The organism is Azonexus sp. MM2026_4 (assembly GCF_055901855.1).
In genome coordinates this window covers 859,816-881,907 of sequence record NZ_CM148380.1, presented here as the reverse complement: position 1 = coordinate 881,907, position 22,092 = coordinate 859,816, and the positions used below count along the sequence as shown (strand labels likewise).

General features: G+C 67.4%; 24 protein-coding genes. 21 read left to right on the top strand and 3 right to left on the bottom strand.

The genetic code is table 11. The annotated features are described in order from the left end of the window. Window positions 1-41: 41 nt before the first annotated feature. From AC0KWY_RS04100 to AC0KWY_RS04085, 4 genes are all read left to right on the top strand, one after another. Entirely contained in the window at window positions 42-3,134 is a 3,093-nt protein-coding gene (locus tag AC0KWY_RS04100; RefSeq protein WP_474028380.1) for an error-prone DNA polymerase, read from the top strand. A gap of 55 nt (window positions 3,135-3,189) precedes the next feature. Then, on the top strand, window positions 3,190-3,585 hold the full coding sequence (locus AC0KWY_RS04095) for a hypothetical protein (RefSeq protein WP_474028379.1): 396 nt from the start codon (window positions 3,190-3,192) through the stop codon (window positions 3,583-3,585). Continuing rightward, complete coding sequence (locus AC0KWY_RS04090; RefSeq protein WP_474028378.1) at window positions 3,582-4,550, top strand: CapA family protein; 969 nt, start codon at window positions 3,582-3,584, stop codon at window positions 4,548-4,550. The genes AC0KWY_RS04095 and AC0KWY_RS04090 overlap by 4 nt, the downstream gene beginning before the upstream one ends. Before the next feature lie 307 nt (window positions 4,551-4,857). Next, the gene (locus AC0KWY_RS04085) at window positions 4,858-5,019 is read left to right on the top strand and encodes a DUF3149 domain-containing protein (protein ID WP_474028377.1); all 162 of its coding nucleotides are present in this window, start codon (window positions 4,858-4,860) and stop codon (window positions 5,017-5,019) included. A gap of 48 nt (window positions 5,020-5,067) precedes the next feature. Here the strand turns inward: AC0KWY_RS04085 and AC0KWY_RS04080 are convergent, their stop codons facing one another. Then, window positions 5,068-5,721: a pyridoxamine 5'-phosphate oxidase family protein gene (locus tag AC0KWY_RS04080; protein WP_474028376.1), complete on the bottom strand. Its 654-nt coding sequence runs from the start codon at window positions 5,719-5,721 to the stop codon at window positions 5,068-5,070. Window positions 5,722-5,806: 85 nt separating this feature from the next. On the opposite strand from AC0KWY_RS04080, the gene pdxR reads away from it, so the two are divergent. The 13 genes from pdxR to iscX all read left to right on the top strand — a co-directional run bounded on the left by pdxR (window position 5,807) and on the right by iscX (window position 16,488). Beyond that, entirely contained in the window at window positions 5,807-7,243 is a 1,437-nt protein-coding gene (pdxR, locus tag AC0KWY_RS04075; protein WP_474028375.1) for a MocR-like pyridoxine biosynthesis transcription factor PdxR, read from the top strand. A 46-nt stretch (window positions 7,244-7,289) separates the two neighbouring features. Further along, the gene (locus AC0KWY_RS04070; RefSeq protein ID WP_474028374.1) at window positions 7,290-8,006 is read left to right on the top strand and encodes a hypothetical protein; all 717 of its coding nucleotides are present in this window, start codon (window positions 7,290-7,292) and stop codon (window positions 8,004-8,006) included. A 20-nt stretch (window positions 8,007-8,026) separates the two neighbouring features. Beyond that, the gene (gene bla / locus AC0KWY_RS04065) at window positions 8,027-8,899 is read left to right on the top strand and encodes a class A beta-lactamase (RefSeq protein WP_474028373.1); all 873 of its coding nucleotides are present in this window, start codon (window positions 8,027-8,029) and stop codon (window positions 8,897-8,899) included. A 56-nt stretch (window positions 8,900-8,955) separates the two neighbouring features. Further along, the gene (cysE, locus tag AC0KWY_RS04060) at window positions 8,956-9,705 is read left to right on the top strand and encodes a serine O-acetyltransferase (protein WP_474028372.1); all 750 of its coding nucleotides are present in this window, start codon (window positions 8,956-8,958) and stop codon (window positions 9,703-9,705) included. Window positions 9,706-9,763: 58 nt separating this feature from the next. Further along, window positions 9,764-10,267: an Rrf2 family transcriptional regulator gene (locus AC0KWY_RS04055; RefSeq protein ID WP_474028371.1), complete on the top strand. Its 504-nt coding sequence runs from the start codon at window positions 9,764-9,766 to the stop codon at window positions 10,265-10,267. A gap of 7 nt (window positions 10,268-10,274) precedes the next feature. Further along, complete coding sequence (locus tag AC0KWY_RS04050; protein WP_474028370.1) at window positions 10,275-11,432, top strand: cysteine desulfurase family protein; 1,158 nt, start codon at window positions 10,275-10,277, stop codon at window positions 11,430-11,432. A gap of 21 nt (window positions 11,433-11,453) precedes the next feature. Continuing rightward, window positions 11,454-12,665 (top strand): IscS subfamily cysteine desulfurase, encoded by a 1,212-nt coding sequence (locus AC0KWY_RS04045; RefSeq protein ID WP_474028369.1) that lies wholly within the window; start codon window positions 11,454-11,456, stop codon window positions 12,663-12,665. Between the two features lie 20 nt (window positions 12,666-12,685). Beyond that, entirely contained in the window at window positions 12,686-13,069 is a 384-nt protein-coding gene (iscU, locus tag AC0KWY_RS04040; protein WP_374328440.1) for a Fe-S cluster assembly scaffold IscU, read from the top strand. Window positions 13,070-13,072: 3 nt separating this feature from the next. Further along, the gene (gene iscA, locus AC0KWY_RS04035) at window positions 13,073-13,396 is read left to right on the top strand and encodes an iron-sulfur cluster assembly protein IscA (RefSeq protein ID WP_474028368.1); all 324 of its coding nucleotides are present in this window, start codon (window positions 13,073-13,075) and stop codon (window positions 13,394-13,396) included. Window positions 13,397-13,529: 133 nt separating this feature from the next. Then, window positions 13,530-14,063, top strand: a complete 534-nt coding sequence (gene hscB / locus AC0KWY_RS04030; protein WP_474028367.1) for a Fe-S protein assembly co-chaperone HscB — start codon at window positions 13,530-13,532, stop codon at window positions 14,061-14,063. A 12-nt stretch (window positions 14,064-14,075) separates the two neighbouring features. Beyond that, the gene (gene hscA, locus AC0KWY_RS04025) at window positions 14,076-15,956 is read left to right on the top strand and encodes a Fe-S protein assembly chaperone HscA (RefSeq protein ID WP_474028366.1); all 1,881 of its coding nucleotides are present in this window, start codon (window positions 14,076-14,078) and stop codon (window positions 15,954-15,956) included. Beyond that, the gene (gene fdx / locus AC0KWY_RS04020; protein ID WP_474028365.1) at window positions 15,953-16,297 is read left to right on the top strand and encodes an ISC system 2Fe-2S type ferredoxin; all 345 of its coding nucleotides are present in this window, start codon (window positions 15,953-15,955) and stop codon (window positions 16,295-16,297) included. The genes hscA and fdx overlap by 4 nt, the downstream gene beginning before the upstream one ends. Continuing rightward, window positions 16,294-16,488 carry a Fe-S cluster assembly protein IscX gene (gene iscX, locus AC0KWY_RS04015; RefSeq protein WP_474028364.1) on the top strand — a complete coding sequence of 65 codons (195 nt, stop codon included), beginning with the start codon at window positions 16,294-16,296 and terminating at the stop codon, window positions 16,486-16,488. The genes fdx and iscX overlap by 4 nt, the downstream gene beginning before the upstream one ends. Here iscX and AC0KWY_RS04010 read toward each other — a convergent pair whose 3' ends face one another. Beyond that, the gene (locus AC0KWY_RS04010; RefSeq protein WP_474028363.1) at window positions 16,489-19,050 is read right to left on the bottom strand and encodes a chemotaxis protein CheW; all 2,562 of its coding nucleotides are present in this window, start codon (window positions 19,048-19,050) and stop codon (window positions 16,489-16,491) included. It lies immediately after the preceding gene. Window positions 19,051-19,243: 193 nt separating this feature from the next. Between AC0KWY_RS04010 and AC0KWY_RS04005 the strand changes: the two genes are divergently transcribed. The 4 genes from AC0KWY_RS04005 to AC0KWY_RS03990 are packed head-to-tail and all read left to right on the top strand — an operon-like array spanning window position 19,244 to window position 21,261. Then, window positions 19,244-19,558, top strand: coding sequence for a YkgJ family cysteine cluster protein (locus tag AC0KWY_RS04005; protein WP_474028362.1), 315 nt, complete (start codon window positions 19,244-19,246; stop codon window positions 19,556-19,558). Beyond that, window positions 19,555-19,752, top strand: a complete 198-nt coding sequence (locus AC0KWY_RS04000; RefSeq protein WP_474028361.1) for a hypothetical protein — start codon at window positions 19,555-19,557, stop codon at window positions 19,750-19,752. The genes AC0KWY_RS04005 and AC0KWY_RS04000 overlap by 4 nt, the downstream gene beginning before the upstream one ends. 2 nt (window positions 19,753-19,754) lie before the next feature. Then, window positions 19,755-20,027 (top strand): hypothetical protein, encoded by a 273-nt coding sequence (locus AC0KWY_RS03995; protein ID WP_474028360.1) that lies wholly within the window; start codon window positions 19,755-19,757, stop codon window positions 20,025-20,027. Continuing rightward, the gene (locus tag AC0KWY_RS03990; protein ID WP_474028359.1) at window positions 20,014-21,261 is read left to right on the top strand and encodes a threonine/serine exporter family protein; all 1,248 of its coding nucleotides are present in this window, start codon (window positions 20,014-20,016) and stop codon (window positions 21,259-21,261) included. Before AC0KWY_RS03995 ends, AC0KWY_RS03990 begins: the two co-directional genes overlap by 14 nt. On the opposite strand, the gene serB is transcribed toward AC0KWY_RS03990, so the two are convergent. Further along, complete coding sequence (gene serB, locus AC0KWY_RS03985) at window positions 21,242-22,084, bottom strand: phosphoserine phosphatase SerB (protein WP_474029698.1); 843 nt, start codon at window positions 22,082-22,084, stop codon at window positions 21,242-21,244. The two genes, AC0KWY_RS03990 and serB, sit on opposite strands and share 20 nt — an antisense overlap. Window positions 22,085-22,092 lie beyond the last annotated feature (8 nt).

Genomic DNA, 22,092 nt, shown 5'->3' with positions numbered 1-22,092 from the left:
AATGACTGTATGAAAATACAGTTGTTTGCCAGAGGCCCGCATTGACCGTCCCGTCCGCGCTCCCCGACTACGCCGAGCTGCACTGCCTGTCCAACTTCAGCTTCCTGCGTGGTGCTTCGCATCCGGAGGAGCTGGCGGCGCAGGCGGTGGCGCAGGGCTACGCGGCGCTGGCGCTGACCGACGAGTGCTCGCTGGCCGGCGTGGTGCGCGTGCATCAGGCGTTCCGGGCCCAAGGCGGGGCGACGCGTCTCATCATCGGCAGCGAGATGAGCACGGTCGACGGCCTGAAACTGGTCTTTCTGGCGCAGAACCGGGAGGGTTACGGCAACCTCTCGGCGCTGATCACGCTCGCCCGGCGGCGGGCGGAGAAGGGCGCCTATACCTTGCAGCGCCACGACCTGAACGCCATCTCACCGAATGGCGCGCTGCCTGATTGCCTGGTGCTGTGGGTGCCCGAGGCGACGCCTTCGGTCGCCGACGGGCGCTGGTTGGCCGAACGCTTTCCCGGACGTTGCTGGATCGCCGTCGAACTGCACGCCGGGCCGGACGACGCGGCCAGGCTCGCGGAACTGCAGGCGCTCGCTGCCGCCTGCGGCCTGCCGCTGGTGGCGGCGGGCGACGTGCACATGCACGTGCGGGCGCGGCGGCCGGTGCAGGACGTGCTGACCGCGCTGCGCCTGAAGACCTCGGTGTTCGAGGCCGGCCACGCGCTGTTCCCGAACGGCGAGCGCCACCTGCGTTCGCGTCTGCGGCTGGCGCGGCTCTATCCGCCCGAACTGCTGGCCGAGACGCTGCGTATCGCGGCCTTGTGCACGTTCTCGCTCGACGAGTTGCGCTACGAATATCCGGAGGAAATCGTCCCCGCTGGCCACACGCCAATCTCCTGGCTGCGCCACGAGACCGAGGCCGGACTGCGCCGACGCTACCCGGCGGGCGTGCCGGCGGCGGTGCGCGAGCGCATTGAGCACGAACTGCGGCTGATCGCCGAGCTGAGTTACGAAGCCTATTTCCTGACCGTCTACGACATCGTCTGTTTCGCCCGCGGCGCTGGCATCCTCTGCCAGGGGCGCGGTTCGGCGGCGAATTCGACGGTCTGTTTCGCGCTCGGCGTCACCGAGGTCGACCCGGCGCGTTCGGCGATGCTGTTCGAGCGCTTCGTCTCGAAAGAGCGCGGCGAGCCGCCCGATATCGACGTCGATTTCGAGCACGAGCGGCGCGCCGAGGTCATCGCCTACATCTACGGCAAGTACGGCCGCGAGCGCACGGCGCTGGCCGCCGCCGTCATCACCTACCGGACCAAGGGCGCGCTGCGCGACGCCGGCCGCGCGCTCGGCTTCGACATCGCCCGCATCGACGCGCTGACCGCTTCGCTCGCCTGGTGGGACAAACGCGAACAGATGCCGGAACGCTTCGCCGAGCAGGGGCTGGACCCGGCTTCGCCGCGCGTCGAGAAATGGCTGTGGCTGGCCGAGCAGCTGCGCGGCTTTCCCCGCCACCTGACCCAGCACGTCGGCGGCTTCGTCATGTCGCGCGGGCCGCTGGCGCGGCTGGTGCCGGTCGAGAACACGGCGATGGAAACGCGCACGGTGATCCAGTGGGACAAGGACGACCTCGACGCGGTCGGCCTGATGAAGGTCAACGTGCTGGCGCTCGGCATGCTGTCGGCGCTGCGCCGGATGCTGGCGATGATCGGGCCGCTGGCTTTGAACGAAATCCCCGAAGGCGACAAGGCGACCTACGACATGCTGTGCCGCGCCGACAGCATGGGCGTCTTCCAGGTCGAATCGCGGGCGCAGATGAGCATGCTGCCGCGCCTGAAGCCGCGCAACTATTACGACCTGGTGATCGAGGTTTCGCTGGTGCGCCCCGGGCCGATCCAGGGCGACATGGTCCATCCTTACCTGAAGCGGCGCCAGGGCAGGGAGGATATCGAGCGCATCACGCCGGCGATCGACGCGGTGCTGGCGCGCACCTGCGGCGTGCCGATCTTCCAGGAACAGGTGATGCAACTGGCCATCGTCGCCGCCGGCTTCACGCCCGGCGAGGCCGACGAGCTGCGGCGGGCGATGGCCGCCTGGCGGCGCAAGGGCAATCTAGCCCGCTACCAGGACAAGCTGCGCGCCGGCATGGCGCGCAACGGCGTGCCGGCCGCCTTCATCGAGCGCATCGTCGCCCAGATCCAGGGCTTCGGCGAATACGGCTTCCCCGAATCGCACGCCGCCAGCTTCGCGCTGCTGGTCTATGCCTCGGCCTGGGTCAAGCGCCACCACCCGGCGGCCTTCCTCTGCGGCTTGCTCAACAGCCAGCCGATGGGTTTCTATTCGCCGTCGATGTTGATCCAGGATGCCCGCCGCCACGGCGTCAGCGTGCTGCCGGCCGATGTCACGGCCAGCGACTGGGACAGCCGGATCGACGAGGGCGGCGCGGTGCGCCTTGGCCTGCGCGAGATCAAGGGACTGAGCCGGGAGGCGGCCGTGCGCATCGCCGACGCGCGGCGGCGGGCGGCGTTTGCCGATGTTGCCGACCTCGCGGCGCGCTGCGCCCTGGGCAAGCGCGATCTGGATCAGCTCGCTGCCGCCGATGCCTTGCGCGGCCTCGCCGGTCATCGCCGGCAGGCCGCCTGGGCGGTTGCCGACAGCGGCCAGCGGGCGATCCAGGGCGACCTCTTCGCCGGCCTGCCGGCGCCGGAAGCTGCGGTCGAACTGGCGGCGCCGACGCTGGCCGACAACCTGGTCGCCGATTACCAGCAGCTCGGCCACAGCCTGCGCCCGCACCCGCTGACGCTGCTGCGCGAACATCTCGCAGCGCGGCGCTTCCTCAGCGCCAGCGAACTGGCGCAACGCGGCGACCGCGCGCTGGTCCGCGTTGCCGGCATCGTCACCGGCCGCCAGCGGCCGGGCACGGCGACCGGCATCGTCTTCGTCACGCTGGAGGACGAAACCGGCTGGACCAACGTCGTCGTCAAGCCGGCGCTGGTCGAGAAACAGCGGCGCGAACTGCTCGCCGCACCGCTGCTCGGCGTCTACGGCCAACTGCAATGCGCCGACGGCGTCGTGCACCTGGTTGCCCAGCGCCTGGTCGACCTGTCGGCCTGGCTGGGGCGGCTGGAAACGCGCAGCCGGGATTTCCACTGAGCCGGCGCCAGCATTTTCCCGGTTATGATGCTGGCCACAGGGGAGGGGAAACGCGATGCGTCTTGAGGCTTGTCTACTCGCCGCGCTGCTCGGGGCGCCGGCACTATCCGCCGCCGCCGACGGGCCGTGGCTGCACTGCCGGCTGGAGCAGTCGAATACCGTCCAGGTCCTCGACTACGGACCGGCCGCCGACATCTACCGGGTGCCGGCGACCAACATCAACGACAATTTCCACTTCAAGGCCGTCGTCGTCGCGGCCGACGGCGTTGCCGAGTACGTCAAGATCTACGCCTATTACCAACGCCGCGGCCAGCCCATCCTGTTGCAGCAGGCAACCTACCGCGCGCCGACGGCCGACGGCCGTTCGCTGACCGGCGAACAGCGCCTCTATTCGCCCATCCTCGGGCGCGAACTGCAGTACGACTGCACCCTGACGAGTGTCCGCCCATGAGATCGCTGCTCCTGCTCGCCGCCTGCCTGCTGCCGCTTCCGGTGTGGGCCGATGACGGCACCGTCTCGGTCGCCTTCGTCGGCGACGTGATGCTCGACGACACGCCGGGCAAGGTGATCCGCCAGGGCCGCGACCCGCTGGCGCCGTTCGCCGCCATTCTCGCTAGCGCCGACCTGCGCATCGCCAACCTCGAATGCGTCGTTGCTCGCGGCGGCAAGGCGGAAGCCGACAAGCCCTATACCTTCCGCGCACCACCGCGCGTGCTGAAGCTGGTGAAACGCCATTTTGACGCCGTCGGCCTCGCCAACAACCATTCCGGCGATTACGGCCCGGCGGCCTTCGGCGAGATGCTCGGCCACCTCGAGCGGGCCGGTCTCGGCTACTTCGGCGGCGGGCGTACGCTGGCCGACGCCCATCGGCCGCTGATCGTCGAACGCAAGGGGCTGCGCATCGCGCTCCTCGGCTACAACGAATTCTTCCCGCGCAGCTTCGAGGCCGGCCATAACCAGCCGGGCATCGCCTGGAGCGAGGACGAGCAGGTGCTGCACGACATCCGCCAGGCGCGCCAGCGCGACCGGGCCGACCTGGTGATCCCGGTGATGCACTGGGGCTGGGAGCACGAAACGCGGGCCAGCGAGCGGCAGAAAGCGCTGGCGCGGCGGATGATCGACGCCGGTGCCGACGCCGTCGTCGGCGGCCATCCGCACGTCACCCAGGAAATCGAGATCTACCGCGGCAAGCCGGTGATCTACAGCCTCGGCAACTTCGTCTTCGACGGCTTCGACGACCCGCTCAACAACACCGGCTGGCTGCTGCGCCTGGAACTCGACAAGGCCGGCGTCGTCAGTTCGCGCATCGTCGTCGCCAAAATTGACCGCGAAGGCACGCCGCACCCGGCGCCGCAGGCCGCCAGCGCCTGCTGGGAACGCGGCCAGGCGGCGCCGGCGGATTGCCGCGGTCGCTGATTGCCGCAACCCGGGGATGGGCCGCGGACGGCACCGACGGACCGGCTTGGCGGCGTATTTCATTGGTGGTGTGTCACTTCTGGCGCACTTGGCGGAAATGAATTGCCATTTCTGGCGCATGGCTTTGCCGCCTATCCCTGCCGAGGCTCCGGGCGCCCTCGCAAAACTCAGCAGCAGTGAGGATTTCGGAGGTTTTTCCCGGAGCGTGGGAGACTGCGACAGGATGTCGCATCTGGGCATGCTTATTGCGGGTGGATTGCTGCTTTAAACGGCATTTTCCATCCAACAATCCAAAGGGAGAACGGTCATGGCGTGGAATCTTCTTTTCACTTCCGACATTGGTCTGCTCAGCCTGTTCACGATCCTCTTCATTCTCGTGATGGCGGTCTACCTCGGCGTTTACGCCGCCAAGCAAGCCAACAAGGATGGAAGTAACGCGTCGGCGAAGCCGCATCAAGGGGCACACTGACAACAGCAGCAAAATCAGGGGGGATTCGCCGGCGTTGGCCGGCGAATTTCATGCGGCCCGCAAAACAACAAGATCGGGCAGCGCCGGTTCTGCAAGGGCGGCGCAATTCTCATCCGGCAGCAAGACGCCGGCGGCGGTGTGCAGCGGAACGACACCCGACCAGACGGCGATGCCAAGATCGCCGGCATCGTCTTCGACACCCCAGTTACGGATTTTTGCCGCGGCTTCGTCCAGCGCCAGGCGCAGGACGCGGGTGCCGGCGAGTTCGGCCGGCGTCGGCGCGCGCACCAGCGACGAACGCCCGGGGCTGACGTGTTCGACGAAGGCGGTGAGGGCGGCGGCTTTGTCGTCGCTCGCCAGCACTTCGGCAAACTGCCCATAGACCGCCAGCGAGCGGTAATTCATCGAATGGTGGAAGGCCGAGCGCGCCAGCACCAGGCCGTCGACCAGCGCGATGCTGACGGCGCATTCGTCAGCCAGCAGGGCGTCCGCCATGCGCGCGTTGTTGGCGGCATGGACGTAGAGGTGGCGGTCGATCCGCCAGCAGGCGGTGGGCAGGCTATGGACGCTGCCCGCGTGCCGGAAGGCGACGTGGCAGATCAGTGCCGCATCGACGATGGCGGCAATGGCGGCGAAATCGTAATGGCCGCGCTGCGGCTTGCGGCGGATTTGCGTCCGCGGGCTGGGGGCGGTGGCTGGCATCGCTATCTCCTGAAAAAGTCCGGTCAGCATAGCCCGCCTGTGGCACCATCGATGGAGCCACAAATCCCCCGATTGATGGAGCCAGATGGCGCTCGATCTCCTTCTCGATGAACTGCGCCGGCCGGCCGTCGGCGAAGCGCGCCAGCAGCGCCTGTACCGCCTGCTCAAGCAGGCCATCGTCGCCGGCCGCCTTGGCGCCGGCCTGCGCTTGCCGGCCAGCCGTCGTCTGGCGGCCGATGTCGGCATGGCACGCAACGGCGTGTTGTTCGCCTACCAGCAACTGCTCGCCGAAGGCTTCCTGATCGCCGACCGCGGCGGCACCCGGGTGGCCAGGCTACCGGCCGCGCCGACGCTGGCGCCGTCCGCACCGGTGGCCGGTGTCCTGTCGCGGCGGGCGGCGGCGCTGTCGGCCAGCGCCCGCGGCGAGCCCACGCTGCCGTTCGCGCCCGGCGTCCCCGACCTCAACGCCTTTCCCTGGCCGCTCTGGTCGCGCCTGCTGCAGGACGCCTGGCGCGCGGTCGGCGCCCGTCATCTGGCTTACGCCGAAGTCGGCGGCGAACCGGCGCTGCGCCAGGCCGTCGCCAGTTTCCTCGGTGCCCGCCGCGGCGTTGCCTGCACGGCGGCGCAGGTCTTCATCCTGCCCGGCGCCCAGGCGGCGCTCGACGCTTGCGCCCGCCTGTTGGCCGATCCCGGCGACCTCGCTTGGGTCGAGGAACCGGGCTATCCGGTCGCCCGCAACACGCTGCTTGCCGCCGGGCTGACGGTGCAGCCGGTGCCGGTCGACGGGCAGGGCATGGCGGCGCCGGATGCGCTGTGGCGGGAACGGCCGCCGCGCCTGCTGCACTTGACGCCGTCGCACCAGTACCCGGGCGGCAGCGTGCTGGCGCTCGACCGGCGGCTGGCCTTCCTGGCCCGCCTGGTGCCCGGAGAGCACTGGCTGATCGAGGACGACTACGACAGCGAGTTCAACCACGCCCGGCCGCTGCCGGCGATCCAGGGGCTGCGCCCGGAAGCGCCGGTGGTCTATCTCGGTACCTTCAGCAAGCTGCTCTATCCCGGCCTGCGCATCGCCTACCTGGTACTGCCGCGCTGGGCCGTCAACAGTTTCGGGCAGGCGCTCGGCGAACTGCATCGCGGCGGCCAGGCGGTCGAGCAGCGGGCGCTGGCGCGTTTTCTCGACAGCGGCCGCTTGACCCGCCACCTGCGGGCGATGGCGCCGGTCTATCGGGAGCGTCAGCAGGTTCTACGAGCGGCGCTGGCGCAGCATTTTCCCGGCGCCCGCATCGCCGGTGGCGACGCCGGCCTGCACCTGGTACTGCATCTGCCGGGACGGGTGGCGGACGTGGCGATCGTCGCCGCGGCGGCCGGGCAGGGCGTCGCGGCGCGGGCGCTCAGCCGCTACAGCAGCGACGGCCGGGGCGACAACGGCCTGGTCCTCGGCTACGGCATGGCGGAGGCGGCGATCATTCCCGAACTGGTGCGCCGCCTTGCCGTCGCCAGCGCGCAGGCGGAAATGGCATGAGGCTTGCAGAGCAAGCTGCAACTTCATTGCCCGAGAGTCTTGCGCCATGTTCGTTCAAGCCGCCAACCCCTGGTCCGCCGCGGTTTCCGCGGTTTCCACGCTGAATCGCAGTACGGTGCTTACGGCAAGTGTCAGCCCGGCGCCGGCAAATGCTGCCGGCACGGTCAGCATTTCGCAAGCTGCCCGCGATCGTCTGGCGGCCGAGAGTGATGCTTTCACTTCGGCGCGCACGGCGACCTTCGATACCAACCAGGGATCGGTCGACATCGACATCGAAGCCTATTTCCAGCCGCCGCCCGGCGGTTTCACCGAACTGCCGCCACTGATGTTGCCGTCGCCGGCCAACATCCAGGCGCTGAGCGATTACGTGTCGCAGGAGATGCCGGGTTTCCTGGCCGCCAACGGCATTCCCGAAGCCCCGGCGAGCGTCAGCTACGACCGCCATGGGCAACTCCAGTTGCCGGCCGATTATCCCTACGCCGAGCAGTTCAAGGCGGCGCTGGCCGAAGAACCGGCGCTGGCGCGCAGCATGCAGACGGCGGCTGCGCTGACCTCGCATCAGGTCGAGATGCAGAAGAGCCTGCCTTTCCACGAGGAATACACCGCCGCCGCATCGTCGGCCGAGGCTGCTGCGGTGGTCGCCAAGTACGCCTGGCTGTTCGCCGACAACCGGCCGGCATCGCAGATCGCGCTGCAGTTTTCCGCCGACGGCCGGATGAGTTTGAGCGCCGACGGCAAGCCGGTCACCTGGCCGGGCGCCTGAGCGGCTGGCACAATGCGCGCATGTCGCGCCGCCGCTTTTTCCGTTCCCTATCCGCGATCGGTCTGATTGCCGTCATGCCGCGGGCGGTGCTGGCCGCTGCCACGGTCACCGAGCGCCTGCGCGCGCTGGAAGCGGCGGTCGGCGGCCGCCTCGGCGTACACATCATCGATACGGCAAACGGTGCCAGTTTCGGCTATCGCGCCGACGAGCGCTTCATGCTGCTCAGTTCGTTCAAGGCGCTCGCCGGCGCCTGCGTGCTGCAGCGGGTTGATGCCGGTATCGAGCGTCTCGATCGGCGCATCGTCTTCGAGCGCTCGCTCCTGCTGCCGTGGTCGCCGGTGACCGAGAAATTCGCCGACGGGCAGGGCATGACCCTGGGCGAACTGTGCGCGGCGACCATCGCCAGCAGCGACAACGCCGCCGCCAACCTGGTCCTCGACAGCTTTGCCGGGCCGGCGGCGCTGACCGCCTTCCTGCGTAGCAGCGGCGACGACGTCACCCGGCTCGACCGCCGCGAACCCGAACTGAACCAGCCCGGTGCCGATCCCGCCTTCGATACGACGACGCCCCGGGCGATGGCGGCGACGCTGCACCGGTTGCTGCTTGGCGACGTGCTGTCGCCGGTGTCGCGCCGGCAACTGCAGGACTGGCTGCTTGCCTGCGCCACCGGCGGGCGCCGGCTCAAGGCGGGGCTGCCGGCGGACTGGCGGATCGGCGACAAGACCGGCAGCAATCGCAGCGACGCCAACGATGTCGGCATCGTCTGGCCGCCCGGTCGGCCGCCGCTGCTGGTCGCCGCCTACCTGAGCGGTAGCCCGGCCGAGCCGGCGGCGCGCGAGGCCTGTCTGGCCGGGGTGGGGCGCGTTCTGGCCGAGCTTTCTGCAAATAGCTGACAAATTCAGTCGAGTATTCTAGAATTCACCCCCTTTCAATAGGGAGATAGCACCCCATGTTCCGGCACTTGCGTGAGGATATCCGCGCGGTCTTCGACCGCGATCCGGCGGCCCGCTCGTTCTGGGAAGTGCTCACCTGTTATCCGGGCATTCACGCGCTGATCCTGCATCGCGTCGCCCATTGGCTGTGGGGTCACCGGCTGCGCTGGCTGGCGCGGTTCACCGCGCACCTGGCGCGTTTCTTCACCGGCATCGAAATCCATCCCGGCGCCACCATCGGCCGTCGCTTCTTCATCGATCACGGCATGGGCGTCGTCATCGGCGAGACCGCCGAAATCGGCGACGACGTCACGCTCTACCACGGCGTCACCCTGGGCGGCACCTCATGGGCCCGGGGCAAGCGCCATCCGACGCTGGAGAACGGCGTCGTCGTCGGTGCCGGCGCCAAGGTGCTCGGTCCCATCGTCATCGCGGCGGGTGCCAAGGTCGGTTCCAACGCGGTCGTCACCAAGGCGGTGCCGGCGGGCGCCACCGCGGTCGGCAACCCGGCGCGCATCATCGATGCGCAGAGCAAGGAGCGCGAGGCGCAGGCGGAAAAGCTCGGCTTCTCGGCCTACGCCGTCGCCCGCGACCAGGACGATCCGCTGGCCAAGGCGATTCACGGTCTGCTCGACCACGCCGCCGAAACCGATCGGCGCCTGGCGTCGCTGCTCAAGGAACTCGACGCGCAGGGCGTCAAGTGCGACCAGGAAGTGCAGCAGAGCGACGATTTCGATCCGAAATACCTGAGCAAAATAGTTGACTAATTTTGTCTGGATTGGCTATAGTTGACCGCAATACTTGGTTATTAGTCGGGAGGCCGCAATGCGTTTGACCACCAAAGGGCGTTTTGCCGTGACAGCGATGATGGATCTCGCCTTGCGCGGCGGCGAAGGGCCGGTCGCCCTGGCCGGCGTCGCCGAGCGGCAGAGCATCTCGCTGTCCTACCTGGAGCAGCTATTCGGCAAGCTGCGTCGCTACAAGCTCGTCGATTCCGTGCGCGGCCCCGGCGGCGGCTACTGCATCGCCCGGCCGCTGGCGCTGGTGAGCGTCGCCGACATCATCCGTGCCGTCGATGAGAACCTCGACGCGACGCAGTGCGGCGGCAGCGAGAACTGTCTGGACGACCACCGCTGCATGACCCACGATCTGTGGACGACGCTCAATACCAAGATGTTCGAATACCTGGCCTCGGTGACCCTGGCCGACCTCGTCGAGCGGGAAAAGGCCAAGGCCGCCGCCCGCGGCGAATCGGTGATCGCCGATCAGCGTCCGCTCGGCCCGCACCCGCGCCGGACGATCCGCGACAAGACGGCAGTCGCCGCCTGATTCCGGCATGTTCGCCCCCGTCTACCTCGACCACAACGCGACCACCCCGCTCGATCCGGCGGTGCGGGCGGCCATGCTGCCGTGGCTCGACGGGCTGTGCGGCAATGCGTCGAGCCGCCATGAATACGGCCGGCGTGCCCGCCAGGCGATCGACGAGGCGCGCCAGCGCGTCGCCGCGGCGCTCGGCGCGCACCCGACCGAAGTGCTGTTCACCAGCGGCGGCAGCGAGGCCAACAATCTCTTCGTCAAGGGCGCCGCCGCCAGCCTGCGCCCCGGCGTCGTCGCGGTCAGTGCCATCGAGCATCCCTGCGTGCTCAAGCCGGCGGCGCAACTCGTCCGCCAGGGCTGGACGCTGCGCGAGATTGCCGTTGATGGAGCAGGGCGGATCGACGACGCAGACTTCGCCGCCGTGCTGCAATTGAAACCGAAGCTGGTCTCGGTGATGCTTGCCAACAACGAGACCGGCGTCGTCCAGGATGTCGCGGCCCTGGCCGCCGCGGCGCGCGCCGCCGGCGCCTGGACGCACAGCGACGCGGTGCAGGCTTTCGGCAAGCTGCCGATCGATTTCCGGATGCTCAACGCAGCCGGCCTGCACGCGCTGACCGTTTCGGCGCACAAGATCAACGGCCCCAAGGGGGCGGCGGCGCTGCTCGTCGACAAGCGCATCGAACTGCAGCCGCAGATTGCCGGCGGCGGTCACGAGCGCGGTCTGCGCTCGGGGACCGAGAACGTGCCGGCAATCGTCGGTTTCGGCGTCGCCGCGGAACTTGCGGCGCAGCGCGTTGCCCAATCGGCTGCGCGTCTGGCCGCCCTGAAGGATAGTCTCGAGCGCGGATTGACCGCTCTCGGGGCGAGCATTTTCGCGGTCGACGCGCGACGCCTGCCGAACACCAGCTACTTCGCGATCGCCGGCATCGACGGCGAAACCCTGGTCGGCAAGCTCGACCGGGAAGGTTTTGCCGTCGCCAGCGGCGCCGCCTGCTCCAGTGCCAACCCGGAACCCTCGCACGTGCTGCGGGCGATGGGCGTGGCGCCGGAAATCGCCCGTGGCGCGGTGCGCGTCAGCCTCGGTAACGACAACGGCGATGCCGATGTCGAACAATTCATCAATGCCTTGCGGGTCACGGTCGGACGCCTGCAGGGACTGACGGCGGTCACCGCCTGAACCGACCCAGTGAGAAAGACGATGAAACTGCCTATCTACCTCGATTACTCGGCCACCACCCCGGTCGATCCGCGCGTCGCCGAAAAGATGATTCCCTACCTGTGCGAGCATTTCGGCAATCCCGCATCGCGTTCGCACAGCTTCGGCTGGGTGGCCGAGGCAGCCGTCGAGGAGGCGCGCGAGGAGGTCGCCGCGCTGGTCGGTGCCGATCCCAAGGAAATCGTCTGGACTTCCGGTGCCACCGAATCGAACAATCTGGCAATCAAGGGCGCCGCCAACTTCTACGCCGCCACCAAGGGCAAGCACATCATCACGCTGAAGACCGAACACAAGGCGGTCCTCGACACCGTGCGCGAGATGGAGCGCCAGGGTTTCGAGGCGACCTACCTCGACGTCCAGGAAAACGGCCTGATCGACCTTGAGGTATTCAAGGCGGCGATCCGCCCGGATACCGTGCTTGCCTCGGTGATGTTCGTCAATAACGAAGTCGGCGTCGTTCAGCCGATCGCCGAACTCGGCGAAATCTGCCGCGCCAAGGGCGTCATCTTCCACGTCGATGCGGCGCAGGCGACCGGCAAGGTCGATATCGACCTGAGCCAGCTCAAGGTCAACCTGATGAGCTTCTCGGCACACAAGACCTACGGCCCGAAGGGCATCGGCGCGCTCTACGTGCGGCGCAAGCCGCGCATCCGGCTGGAGGCGCAGATGCACGGCGGCGGTCACGAGCGCGGTTTCCGCTCCGGCACGCTGGCCACGCACCAGATCGTCGGTATGGGCGAAGCCTTCCGTATCGCGCGCGAGGAAATGGTCGAAGAAAACAAGCGAGTCAAAGGCTTGCGCGATAAACTTCTGAAAGGACTTCAAGATATTGAAGCGACTTTCGTCAATGGCGACCTCGAACAGCGCGTCGCCCACAACCTCAACATCAGCTTCGCCTACGTCGAAGGCGAGTCGATGATCATGGCGATCAAGGACCTCGCGGTGTCGTCCGGTTCGGCCTGCACCTCGGCCAGCCTGGAGCCGTCCTACGTGCTGCGCGCGCTGGGGCGCGACGACGAACTGGCGCACAGCTCGATCCGTTTCTCCATCGGCCGCTTCACCACCGAAGAAGAAATCGACTATGCGGTCAAGCTGTTGCACGAGAAAATTCAGAAATTGCGTGACCTTTCCCCGCTGTGGGACATGTACAAGGAAGGTATCGATCTGAGTACCGTCCAGTGGGCCGCCCACTAACGAATTAACGGAGAAACAACATGAGCTATAGCGTAAAAGTCATTGATCACTATGAGAATCCTCGCAATGTCGGCTCGCTCGACAAGGACGATTCCGATGTCGGCACCGGGATGGTCGGCGCGCCGGCCTGCGGCGACGTGATGAAGCTGCAGATCAAGGTCAACAAGTCGGGCGTCATCGAGGACGCCAAGTTCAAGACCTACGGTTGCGGCTCGGCGATCGCCTCGTCGTCGCTGGTCACCGAGTGGGTCAAGGGCAAGACCGTCGATCAGGCGCTGGACATCAAAAATACCGACATTGCCGAGGAACTGGCGCTGCCGCCGGTTAAAATCCACTGCTCGATCCTGGCCGAGGACGCCATCAAGGCGGCCGTGGCCGACTACAAGAAGAAGCACGGAGAATAGAAAATGGCGATCACCTTGAGCGACAAGGCGGCGAAGCACGTCGCCGGTTTCCTGCAGAAACGCGGCAAGGGCATCGGCCTGCGCCTCGGCGTAAGGACCAGTGGCTGTTCCGGCATGGCCTACAAGCTGGAATTCGTCGACGAGGTCAATGAAGACGACCAGGTTTTCGACAGCAACGGGGTCAAGGTCATCGTCGATGCGAAGAGCCTGCCTTACCTCGACGGAATGGAACTGGACTTTGCCCGCGAAGGCCTGAACGAGGGGTTCAAGTTCAATAATCCCAACGTCAAGGATCAGTGTGGTTGTGGTGAGTCCTTCAACGTCTGATTCGGTTGGGAATGGCTCGGCGGGGCGGCGTTGAGCCCCGCTTGCCGTACTGACGTACTGTCTGCGCGGGGCTCGCCTTGCTCCGCCTTCGCTTTGCCGTTTGTCGCATCCTGATGCGTTGCCTTTCCGAGGTTTGTCTTTGGACCTGACCGCTGATTTCTTCTCCCTGTTCGACTTGCCGAAGACCTTCCGGCTCAACCTATCGGAGCTCGATTCGCGCTATCGCGACGTGCAGGCGCGGGTTCATCCTGACCGTTTCGCCAGCGCCCCGGAGACCGAGCGGCGGCTGTCGATGCAATGGGCGACGCGCGCCAACGAGGCGTACATGACGCTGAAAAAGCCGCTGGAGCGGGCGAAGTACCTGCTCGAACTGGCCGGCCACGACCTGCAGGCGGAAAGCAATACCGCGATGCCGGCCGATTTCCTGATGGAACAGATGGAATGGCGCGAGGCGGTGATGGAAGCGCGTGCCGGCGGCGATCATCACGAGCTGGAGCGGCTGTTCCAGCGCCTGACGGACGACATCGCCGGCCGCTACGAGGAAGTGGCGGGTCTGCTCGACGACGTCCAGGATTACACCGCCGTCACCGACCGGGTGCGGCGCCTGATGTTCCTGGAAAAACTGCTGTTTGAAATCGACGACGCGCTGGCGTCGCTGGAAGACTGAAAGAAAAGACCAATGGCCCTGTTCCAGATCGCCGAACCCGGCGAATCCGCCGCCCCGCACGAACACAAGCTCGCTGTCGGCATCGACCTCGGCACCACCAATTCGCTGGTCGCCACGGTGCGTTCCGGCATCGCCGTCTGCCTCAACGACGACCAGGGGCGGCCGCTGCTGCCGTCGGTCGTCCATTACCACGCCGACGGTTCGACCGAGGTCGGCCACGAGGCGCGGCGCAACCAGGCGCTCGACCCGAAGAACACCATCGTCTCGGTCAAGCGCTTCATGGGCCGTGGGCTGAAGGACATCGCCCATCTCGAATCGATGCCCTATGACTTCGTCGAAGCGCCGGGCATGGTCAGGCTGAAGACCCAGGCCGGCGTCAAGAGCCCGGTCGAGGTCTCGGCGGAAATCCTCAAGGTCCTGAAGGAGCGCGGCGAAACGGCGCTCGGCGGCGAACTGGTCGGGGCCGTGATCACCGTCCCGGCCTACTTCGACGACGCCCAGCGCCAGGCGACCAAGGACGCGGCGCGGCTGGCCGGTCTCAATGTGCTGCGCCTGCTGAACGAACCTACCGCCGCTGCCATCGCCTACGGCCTCGACAACGCGGCGGAGGGCGTCTATGCGGTCTATGACCTGGGCGGCGGCACCTTCGATATTTCCATTCTCAAGTTGACCAAGGGTGTTTTCGAGGTGATGGCCACCGGCGGCGATTCGGCGCTCGGCGGCGACGACTTCGACCACCGCATCTACTGCTGGGCGATCGAGCAGGCGAAGCTGCAGCCGCTTTCCGCCGAGGACGCGCGCCGGCTGATGATGAGCTGCCGCGAAGCCAAGGAATTCCTGACCAAGAACCCGGAAGCGCCGATCTCGCTGCGCCTGTCCACCGGCGAGAACATCGACCTGCGCCTCGACGTTGCCAGCTTTTCCGATATTTCCCGCACCCTGGTCTCGAAGACCCTGCAGCCGGTCAAGAAGGCGCTGCGCGACGCCGGCCTGCGCGTCGACGACATCAAGGGTGTGGTCATGGTCGGCGGCGCAACGCGCATGCCGCAGATCCAGAAGGCGGTCGGCGATTTCTTCCGCCAGGAACCGCTGACCAACCTCGACCCGGACAAGGTCGTCGCCCTCGGCGCCGCGACCCAGGCCAACCTGCTGGCCGGCAACAAGACCGGCCGCGACGACTGGCTGCTGCTCGACGTCATCCCGCTGTCGCTCGGCCTGGAAACGATGGGCGGGCTGACCGAGAAGGTGATCCCGCGCAATTCGACGATTCCCACCGCGCGCGCCCAGGAATTCACCACCTTCAAGGACGGCCAGACGGCGATGGCGATCCACGTCGTCCAGGGTGAGCGCGAGATGGTTGCCGACTGCCGCTCGCTGGCCCGTTTCGAACTGCGCGGCATTCCGGCCATGGTCGCCGGTGCGGCGCGCATTCGCGTCACCTTCCAGGTCGACGCCGACGGCCTGCTTTCGGTCACCGCCCGCGAGCAGACCACCGGCGTCGAATCGAGCATCACGGTGAAGCCGTCCTACGGCCTGTCCGACGACGAGATCGCCGGCATGCTGCAGGATTCGCTGGCGCACGCCAAGGACGACGCGATGGCCCGCGCCCTGCGCGAGGCGCAGGTCGAGGCAAAGCGGATGATCGAGGCGACCGCGGCGGCGCTGGCCGAGGACGCCCATCTGCTGAACGAAGCGGAGGCGACCAAGATCCGCAACGCCATCGCCAAGCTGCAGGAAGCGGCGGCCGGCGACAACCGCCGCCTGATCAACATCGCGATGGACGACCTCGGTTTCGAGACCCAGGAATTCGCCCATCGCCGCATGGACCAGAGCATCAAGAAAGTGCTGTCCGGCCGCAAGGTCAACGACATCGGCACGGGAGAGGAAGAATGACGCAAATCATCGTGCTGCCGCATGTCGAGCTGTGTCCGGACGGCGCCGTCATCGAGGCGCAGGCCGGCAAGTCGATCTGCGAGAACCTGCTGGCCAACGCCATCGAACTCGATCACGCCTGCGAGATGTCCTGCGCCTGCACCACCTGCCATGTCGTCGTCCGCGAGGGTTTCGCCTCGCTGGAGGAAGCCAGCGAAATCGAGGAAGACCTGCTGGACAAGGCCTGGGGGCTCGAACCCTGTTCGCGCCTGGGCTGTCAGGCGATCGTCGGCGAGACGCCGCTGGTCGTCGAGATTCCCAAGTACAGCATCAACATGGCGAAGGAGGGGCACCGCAAATGAAGTGGACCGACATCAACGACATCGCCATCGAGCTCGCCGACAGCCGGCCGGACACCGATCCGCTGAAGGTAAATTTCGTCGACCTGCGCAACTGGGTGCTGGCGCTGCCCGGCTTCGCCGACGATCCCAAGCACTGCGGCGAAAAGATCCTCGAAGCCATCCAGCAGGCCTGGATCGACGAAGTCGCCTGATCAGGCCGACTGCGGCGCCGGCAACGGGCAGCCGCGCAACTGTTCGCGCATCGTTTCCTCGGAGAGCAGGACCAGCATCGGTTGCGCGCCGCCGCCGTGCGTCGTCACCACCGAAGCCAGCACCGACGCCACGCCGACGTAGATGTTGGCGAGGTCGTTGATGTCGCTGGTCGGCACTTCGAGGATTTCGCCCAGGCGGTCGACCAGGATGCCGAAGTTGCCGCCCGACTCGCCGCGCACCACCACCACCTGTCGGCGGACGCCCGGCTGCTCGCTGTCCGGCAGGCCGAGCGCGGCGTGCAGGTTGTAGATCGGCAGCGTCGCGTTGCGGTGGATCAGCGCCCCGTACACCTGCTTCGGCGCGTTCGCCAGGCAGGCGACGCCGACCAGGTTGACCGCCTCGATCACCGCCGTCACCGGCAGTCCCAGCCAGTGGCCGGCGAGGTGGAAGGTGGCGATCTCGCGGATTTCGCCGTCGCTGGGCTGGCTGGTGCGGCGCATCGCCACTTCGCCTTCCGGCGCCGCGCTGCGCGCCTGCGCATCGTAGGCGCCGAGCGGAATGAAGACGAGCGCGGTGACCGCGTTGCGGTAGGCGTCGTCGGCGCCCTTGAACTCCCGGTAGCCGGCCGAGGGTCGGGCGCCGACCGCCATCACCTGGCCGTCGAGGGCGATCAGGCGGGCGCAGCCGCCGGCCTCGGGATGCAGCAGTTCGGCCGGTAGCGTCACCGCCTGGCCGACGCGGTAGCTGTCGTCGCTGGCGGCGATCACCTGGCCGTCGCCATCGACGAACAGCGCGACGCTGCCGGCCACCGCTTCGCCGGAAGCCTCGCGGGGCAGGGCGTCGCGCAGCATGTTGGCGAACTGCGGCGCGCCGTCGAAGACGATGGCGATGCCGCCGACCACACGCTCGTCGCCCGGCGCGCGAACGGCGGCGAGGTAGGTGTAGGTCGGCCGGCCGCCGTACAGGGCGCCGGCCGCGAACGGCGACACGGCGTAGGACTGGCTGTCGCGCAACGCCAGGCATTCGCCGACCCAGGGCGCCTCCAGCGTCTTGCCGACGAGGGCGCCGTAAGCCGGATTGGAGACGGCGACGACGACGCCCGCCGGGTCGAAGACCAGCAGGTTGTCGTAGACCGTGTACAGGCTGTTGATGTAGCGGATCACCTGTTCCAGCCCCTCGCGCCGGCCCTTGGCGGCGGGGTTGGCGAGCAAGGCGCGGATGCGGTCGTCGAGCGCCCACCAGCGGCAGTCGTTGGCCCGCTCGTAGAGGTTGCGGTCCATGATGTCGATCGCCAGCCCGGCGAAGAACTGGCTGTCGGCGAGCAGCGAGGAAAGTACCGTCGATTGCAGCTTGCCGATCGAGCGCGAGAAGACCTCGCGCATGTTCATGCCGATGCGGCTGATCTCGCGCAGCAGGATCTTCGAGAAGGCGCTGTTGACCACCGCCGAGGTGGCGACGCCGTGGCGTACGGTGCCGTTCCAGACGGCCCGGCTGAGGTCGCGCTGGATTGCCTCGGCCTTGCGCGGGATCGCCCGCAGCGGTTCGGAGAAGGCGCGGCCGCCCGACATCACCGAAGCGAGCAGCGCCGGATCGTCGATATCGAGCGCGTCGTCGTCCTGGATGTCGAAGGCCTGATCGACCGGCATCATCACCAGGCCGCGCCAGCCGGGGCCGAGATAGCCCTGGTAGCCCTTGGTGTCGCTGGCGAAGGCGAGGTAGGCGCGACCGGCGAAGCGCAGCCGCTGCATGCGCCCGGAGGCGACGCGCAGTTCGGCGCCGACCGGCACCTGCCAGCGGTCGCTGCTGGCGATCACGCAGCCGTCGGCGTCGAGCAGCGTCATCACGGCCGGGTCGTCATGCAGCGTCAGGCCGTGGAAGATGCGTTGCATCTCGTCGGCAAAGCGGAAGCAGAGGGCGAGCACGCCCAGAGTCTCGCCGTATTCGGAGCGGATCCGGTAGGCGTAGATCAGCGAACGTTCGCGTTCCGGGAACAGTTCGGAGTGTGTGTAGCTTTCGACGTAGGGGGCCGCGGTGCTTGCCGCCTCGCGCACCCAGGGGTCGCGGATGGCGCTGATGCGGTCGTTCTCGGCCAGCCGGACGAGAATCCGCCCGTGCTGGTCGAGCAGCACGATGTCGTCGTAGACCGAGTACTTGCGCACGTATTCCCGGAAGCGCTGCTGCATTGCCCAGAGATCTTCCGGGTTGGCGGCGAACTGGCGGATGGCGCCGTCGGTGGCGAGAAAACCGATGTCGGCGGTGCGCTCGAACAGGTTGCGGATCAGGATGTCGATCACTACCTGCGAACGCGCCTTCATTTCCTGTTCGCGCTTGGCCAGCGTCTGCTCGGCGAGGTTGTTGAGCAGTTCGCCGGTCAGGCTGGCGAAGGCTTCCCGGGTCTGGCCGATTTCCGCCGTCGTCCCGGACAACTGGCCGAGCAGGTTGAGGTTGTCCCAGATGGCCTGCAGCGACTGCAGCATTTCCCGGTATTCCTCGATCAGCGGCATGTGCGGCAGCAATGGCCGTACTGCGTCCTCGACCTCGATTCCCTTGTACTTGGCCACGCCTATCTCCCGCAGATTTCTGAAACGCTTTCAGCGAAGCAAGCGACATGCCTGTCGCTCGCCCGCCTCAGAGGGCAATTTCCGGCATTTTCCGGCACAGGAAAAGGGAATGATCTTTTTCGGGCACCGTCTTGGTGCATTCGTCCGCCTTGCCGTTACGCGGCGGCGGCACAGTCGTGGGACAATGCCGCCCATGAGTTCTTCCCCTTGCCAGGATACCCCCGGAATCAGTTGCCAGCGCTGCGACGCCTGTTGCTGCCAGCTTGAGGTCATGCTGATCTGCGACCGCGATATCCCGTCCCGCCTGATCGCCGACGATTGCTGGGGTGGGCAGGTGATGCGCCGCCTGGACGATGGCTGGTGCGCAGCGCTCGACCGCAACAGCATGCGTTGCAGCATCTACGAAGATCGCCCCGACATCTGCCGCGATTTCGCCATGGGCGACAGCGATTGCGTCGCTGTCCGCACCCAGTATTACAGCCCGCCCGCAACCCAGGAGCAGCCATGACCTACGAAGAACACCTCGACGAGGTGACGACGCTGATCACCGAAAAATACGATGTTGCCGACCAGGCCGCGATCAAGATGGTGATGCGTGCCCAGGCCGACGATTTCTTCAGCGGCCACGACGACAACCCGGCGATCTGCACGCTGGACCGCGCGCATCTCGACGCCCGGGCCGTCTACCAGAAGTACCGCTGAGCATGCGCTCGACCCGTGCCACCGCCGCCGTCGCCCGCCTCAATCAGCGCAGCGAGGGCCGGCATTACCTGATGGTGATGACCGGCAACGGCCTGTTCCGCTTGCGCGAACGCATCGACGGCAAGGACAGCGAGGTTTCGGAAGCGCTGCCGCTCGACGATTTCGTCCGCCTGGTCGATGCCACCGGCCCGCAGCCGGTGCGCCGCGTGACCAAGAGCGACGAGGCCTTCGCCCGCCAGTTGGCGCGCCGGAAAACCCCGGATGGCGATGACTGACGACAGCCTGCCGCGGCTCGGCCTTTTTCTCCGCGATCTCGGCCGGGCCCTGCACGTCAGCGGCGCGCCGGCGCAGGAACTGGAACGCCGCCTGAAGGCGGTCGGCGCCCGACTCGGCGTCCAGGTCGAAGGTTTCGCGGTGCTTACCTTCCTGGCCTTGACGCTGGTCGATGCGGACGGCGAGAGGCGGGTCGAGTTGCTGCGCCTGCCGCCCTACGACTACAACATGGCGCGCCTTATCGAACTGGAAGCGCTGTGCGCCGAAATCGATGGCAGCGCCAGACTCGCCGAGTACGAGCAGCGGCTGGCGGCGAGCATGGCATTGCCGGTGCCGTGGTCCGGCATTTCCTTCATTGCCCTCGGTTTTCTGCTCTCCGCCAGCGTCGCGCTGCTGTTGCGCGGCGGCTGGATGGAAATGCTGTGCGGCGGCGCAGTCGGTGCCGCCTTCGTCGGCGGGGTGCTGGCCTGCGCGCGTTTTCCCCGGCTCGGCCCGGCCGTGCCGGTCATCCTGTGCACGCTGGCGGCGTTGCTGGCGCAGGCGCTGGCCTGGTTCTTCCCGCAGCAGAATCCTTTCGTCTCGGCGGTCGCCGGCGTCGTTTTCCTGCTCCCCGGTTTCATGCTCACCGTCGCCATGTCGGAACTGGCGACGCAGAACTACCTGGCCGGCAGCGGCCGTCTGACCGGCGCCTTCCTGCAGCTCTTCCTGATGGGCGCCGGGCTGGCGATCGGCACCCAGATCGCCCAGACGCTCTACCCGGTGGCGGCGCAGGGCGTGGTCACGCCGCTGCCCGACTGGGTCATCTGGCCTGCGGTCGCCGTGCTCGGCGTTTCGCTGCTGGCGGTGCTGCAGGCGCCGTGGTCGGCGGTGCTTGTCTCGGCCGGCGGCTGCCTGCTCGCCTGGGCAGGCTATTCGCTGGCCGGCGCAGCGCTGGGCTATGTCGTCGGCGCCTTCTGCGGAGCCTTCGCGCTCGGCGTCGGCGGCCACCTCTACCACGCGCTGAGCGGGCGGCCGTCGCTGCTCGTGCAAAGCCCCGGACTGATCACGCTGGTGCCGGGGAGCATGGGTTTTCGCGGCGTGCACGCGCTGCTGGCGCAGGACAGCGCCGCCGGCATTTCCCTGCTCACGGAAATGCTGCTTACCGGCGCCGTGCTGGCGGTCGGCCTGCTGCTCGCCGACAACCTGGCGCCGCCGCTGTTGCAGCGCAAGGGCGGGGTCAGCGCTCGAACAGGTTGAGCAGCGCGTCCAGCCCGCCGAAATTGATCGCCACGTCGGCCTTGGCGCGCGTTGCCGGCTTGGCGTGGAAAGCCACCGAGAGGCCGGACTCGGCCATCATCAGCAGGTCGTTGGCGCCGTCGCCGACGGCGATCACCTGATCGCGGCGCAGCCCCAGCTCGTCGCGCAGGCGGCCGAGGTGATGGGCCTTGGCGGCGGCATCGACGATGTCGCCGACGACCCGGCCGGTCAGCTTGCCGCCGGAGATTTCCAGTTCGTTCGAGGTGGCGAAGTCGAAACCCAGTTCGATGCGCAGCCGCTCGGTGAAATAGGTGAAGCCGCCGGACAGGATGGCGGTGCGCAGGCCGGCGTTCTGCACGCCTTCGAGCAGCTCGCGGGCGCCGTCGGAAAGCAGCAGGCGCTCGCCGAAGACGCGCGCCAGCACGCGGGCATCGAGCCCGGCCATCAGCGCCAGGCGGCGGCGCAGGCTCTCGCGGTAATCGATCTCGCCGCGCATTGCCGCTTCGGTCACTTCCGACACCTCACGCTTCTTGCCGGCAAAATCGGCCAGTTCGTCGATGCATTCGATGGTGATCAGCGTCGAATCCATGTCGAAGCAGATCAGGCCGAAATCGGACAGCTTGCGCCCGGCCTCGACGAAGGCCCAGTCGAGCCGTTCCGCTTCGATCAGCGGAATCAGCGCATCGAACTCGGCCGTCCGCCGCGCCTCGCGCAGGCGCACCACCTGCGGCGGCAGCGGTTCGGCGGCCGTTGCGCCGGTGGCGCTCAGGATGCGGTCAAGCAGGAAAGTGGGCAGCGCGCCGCCCTGGATGATCAGGTTCATGGTTGGGG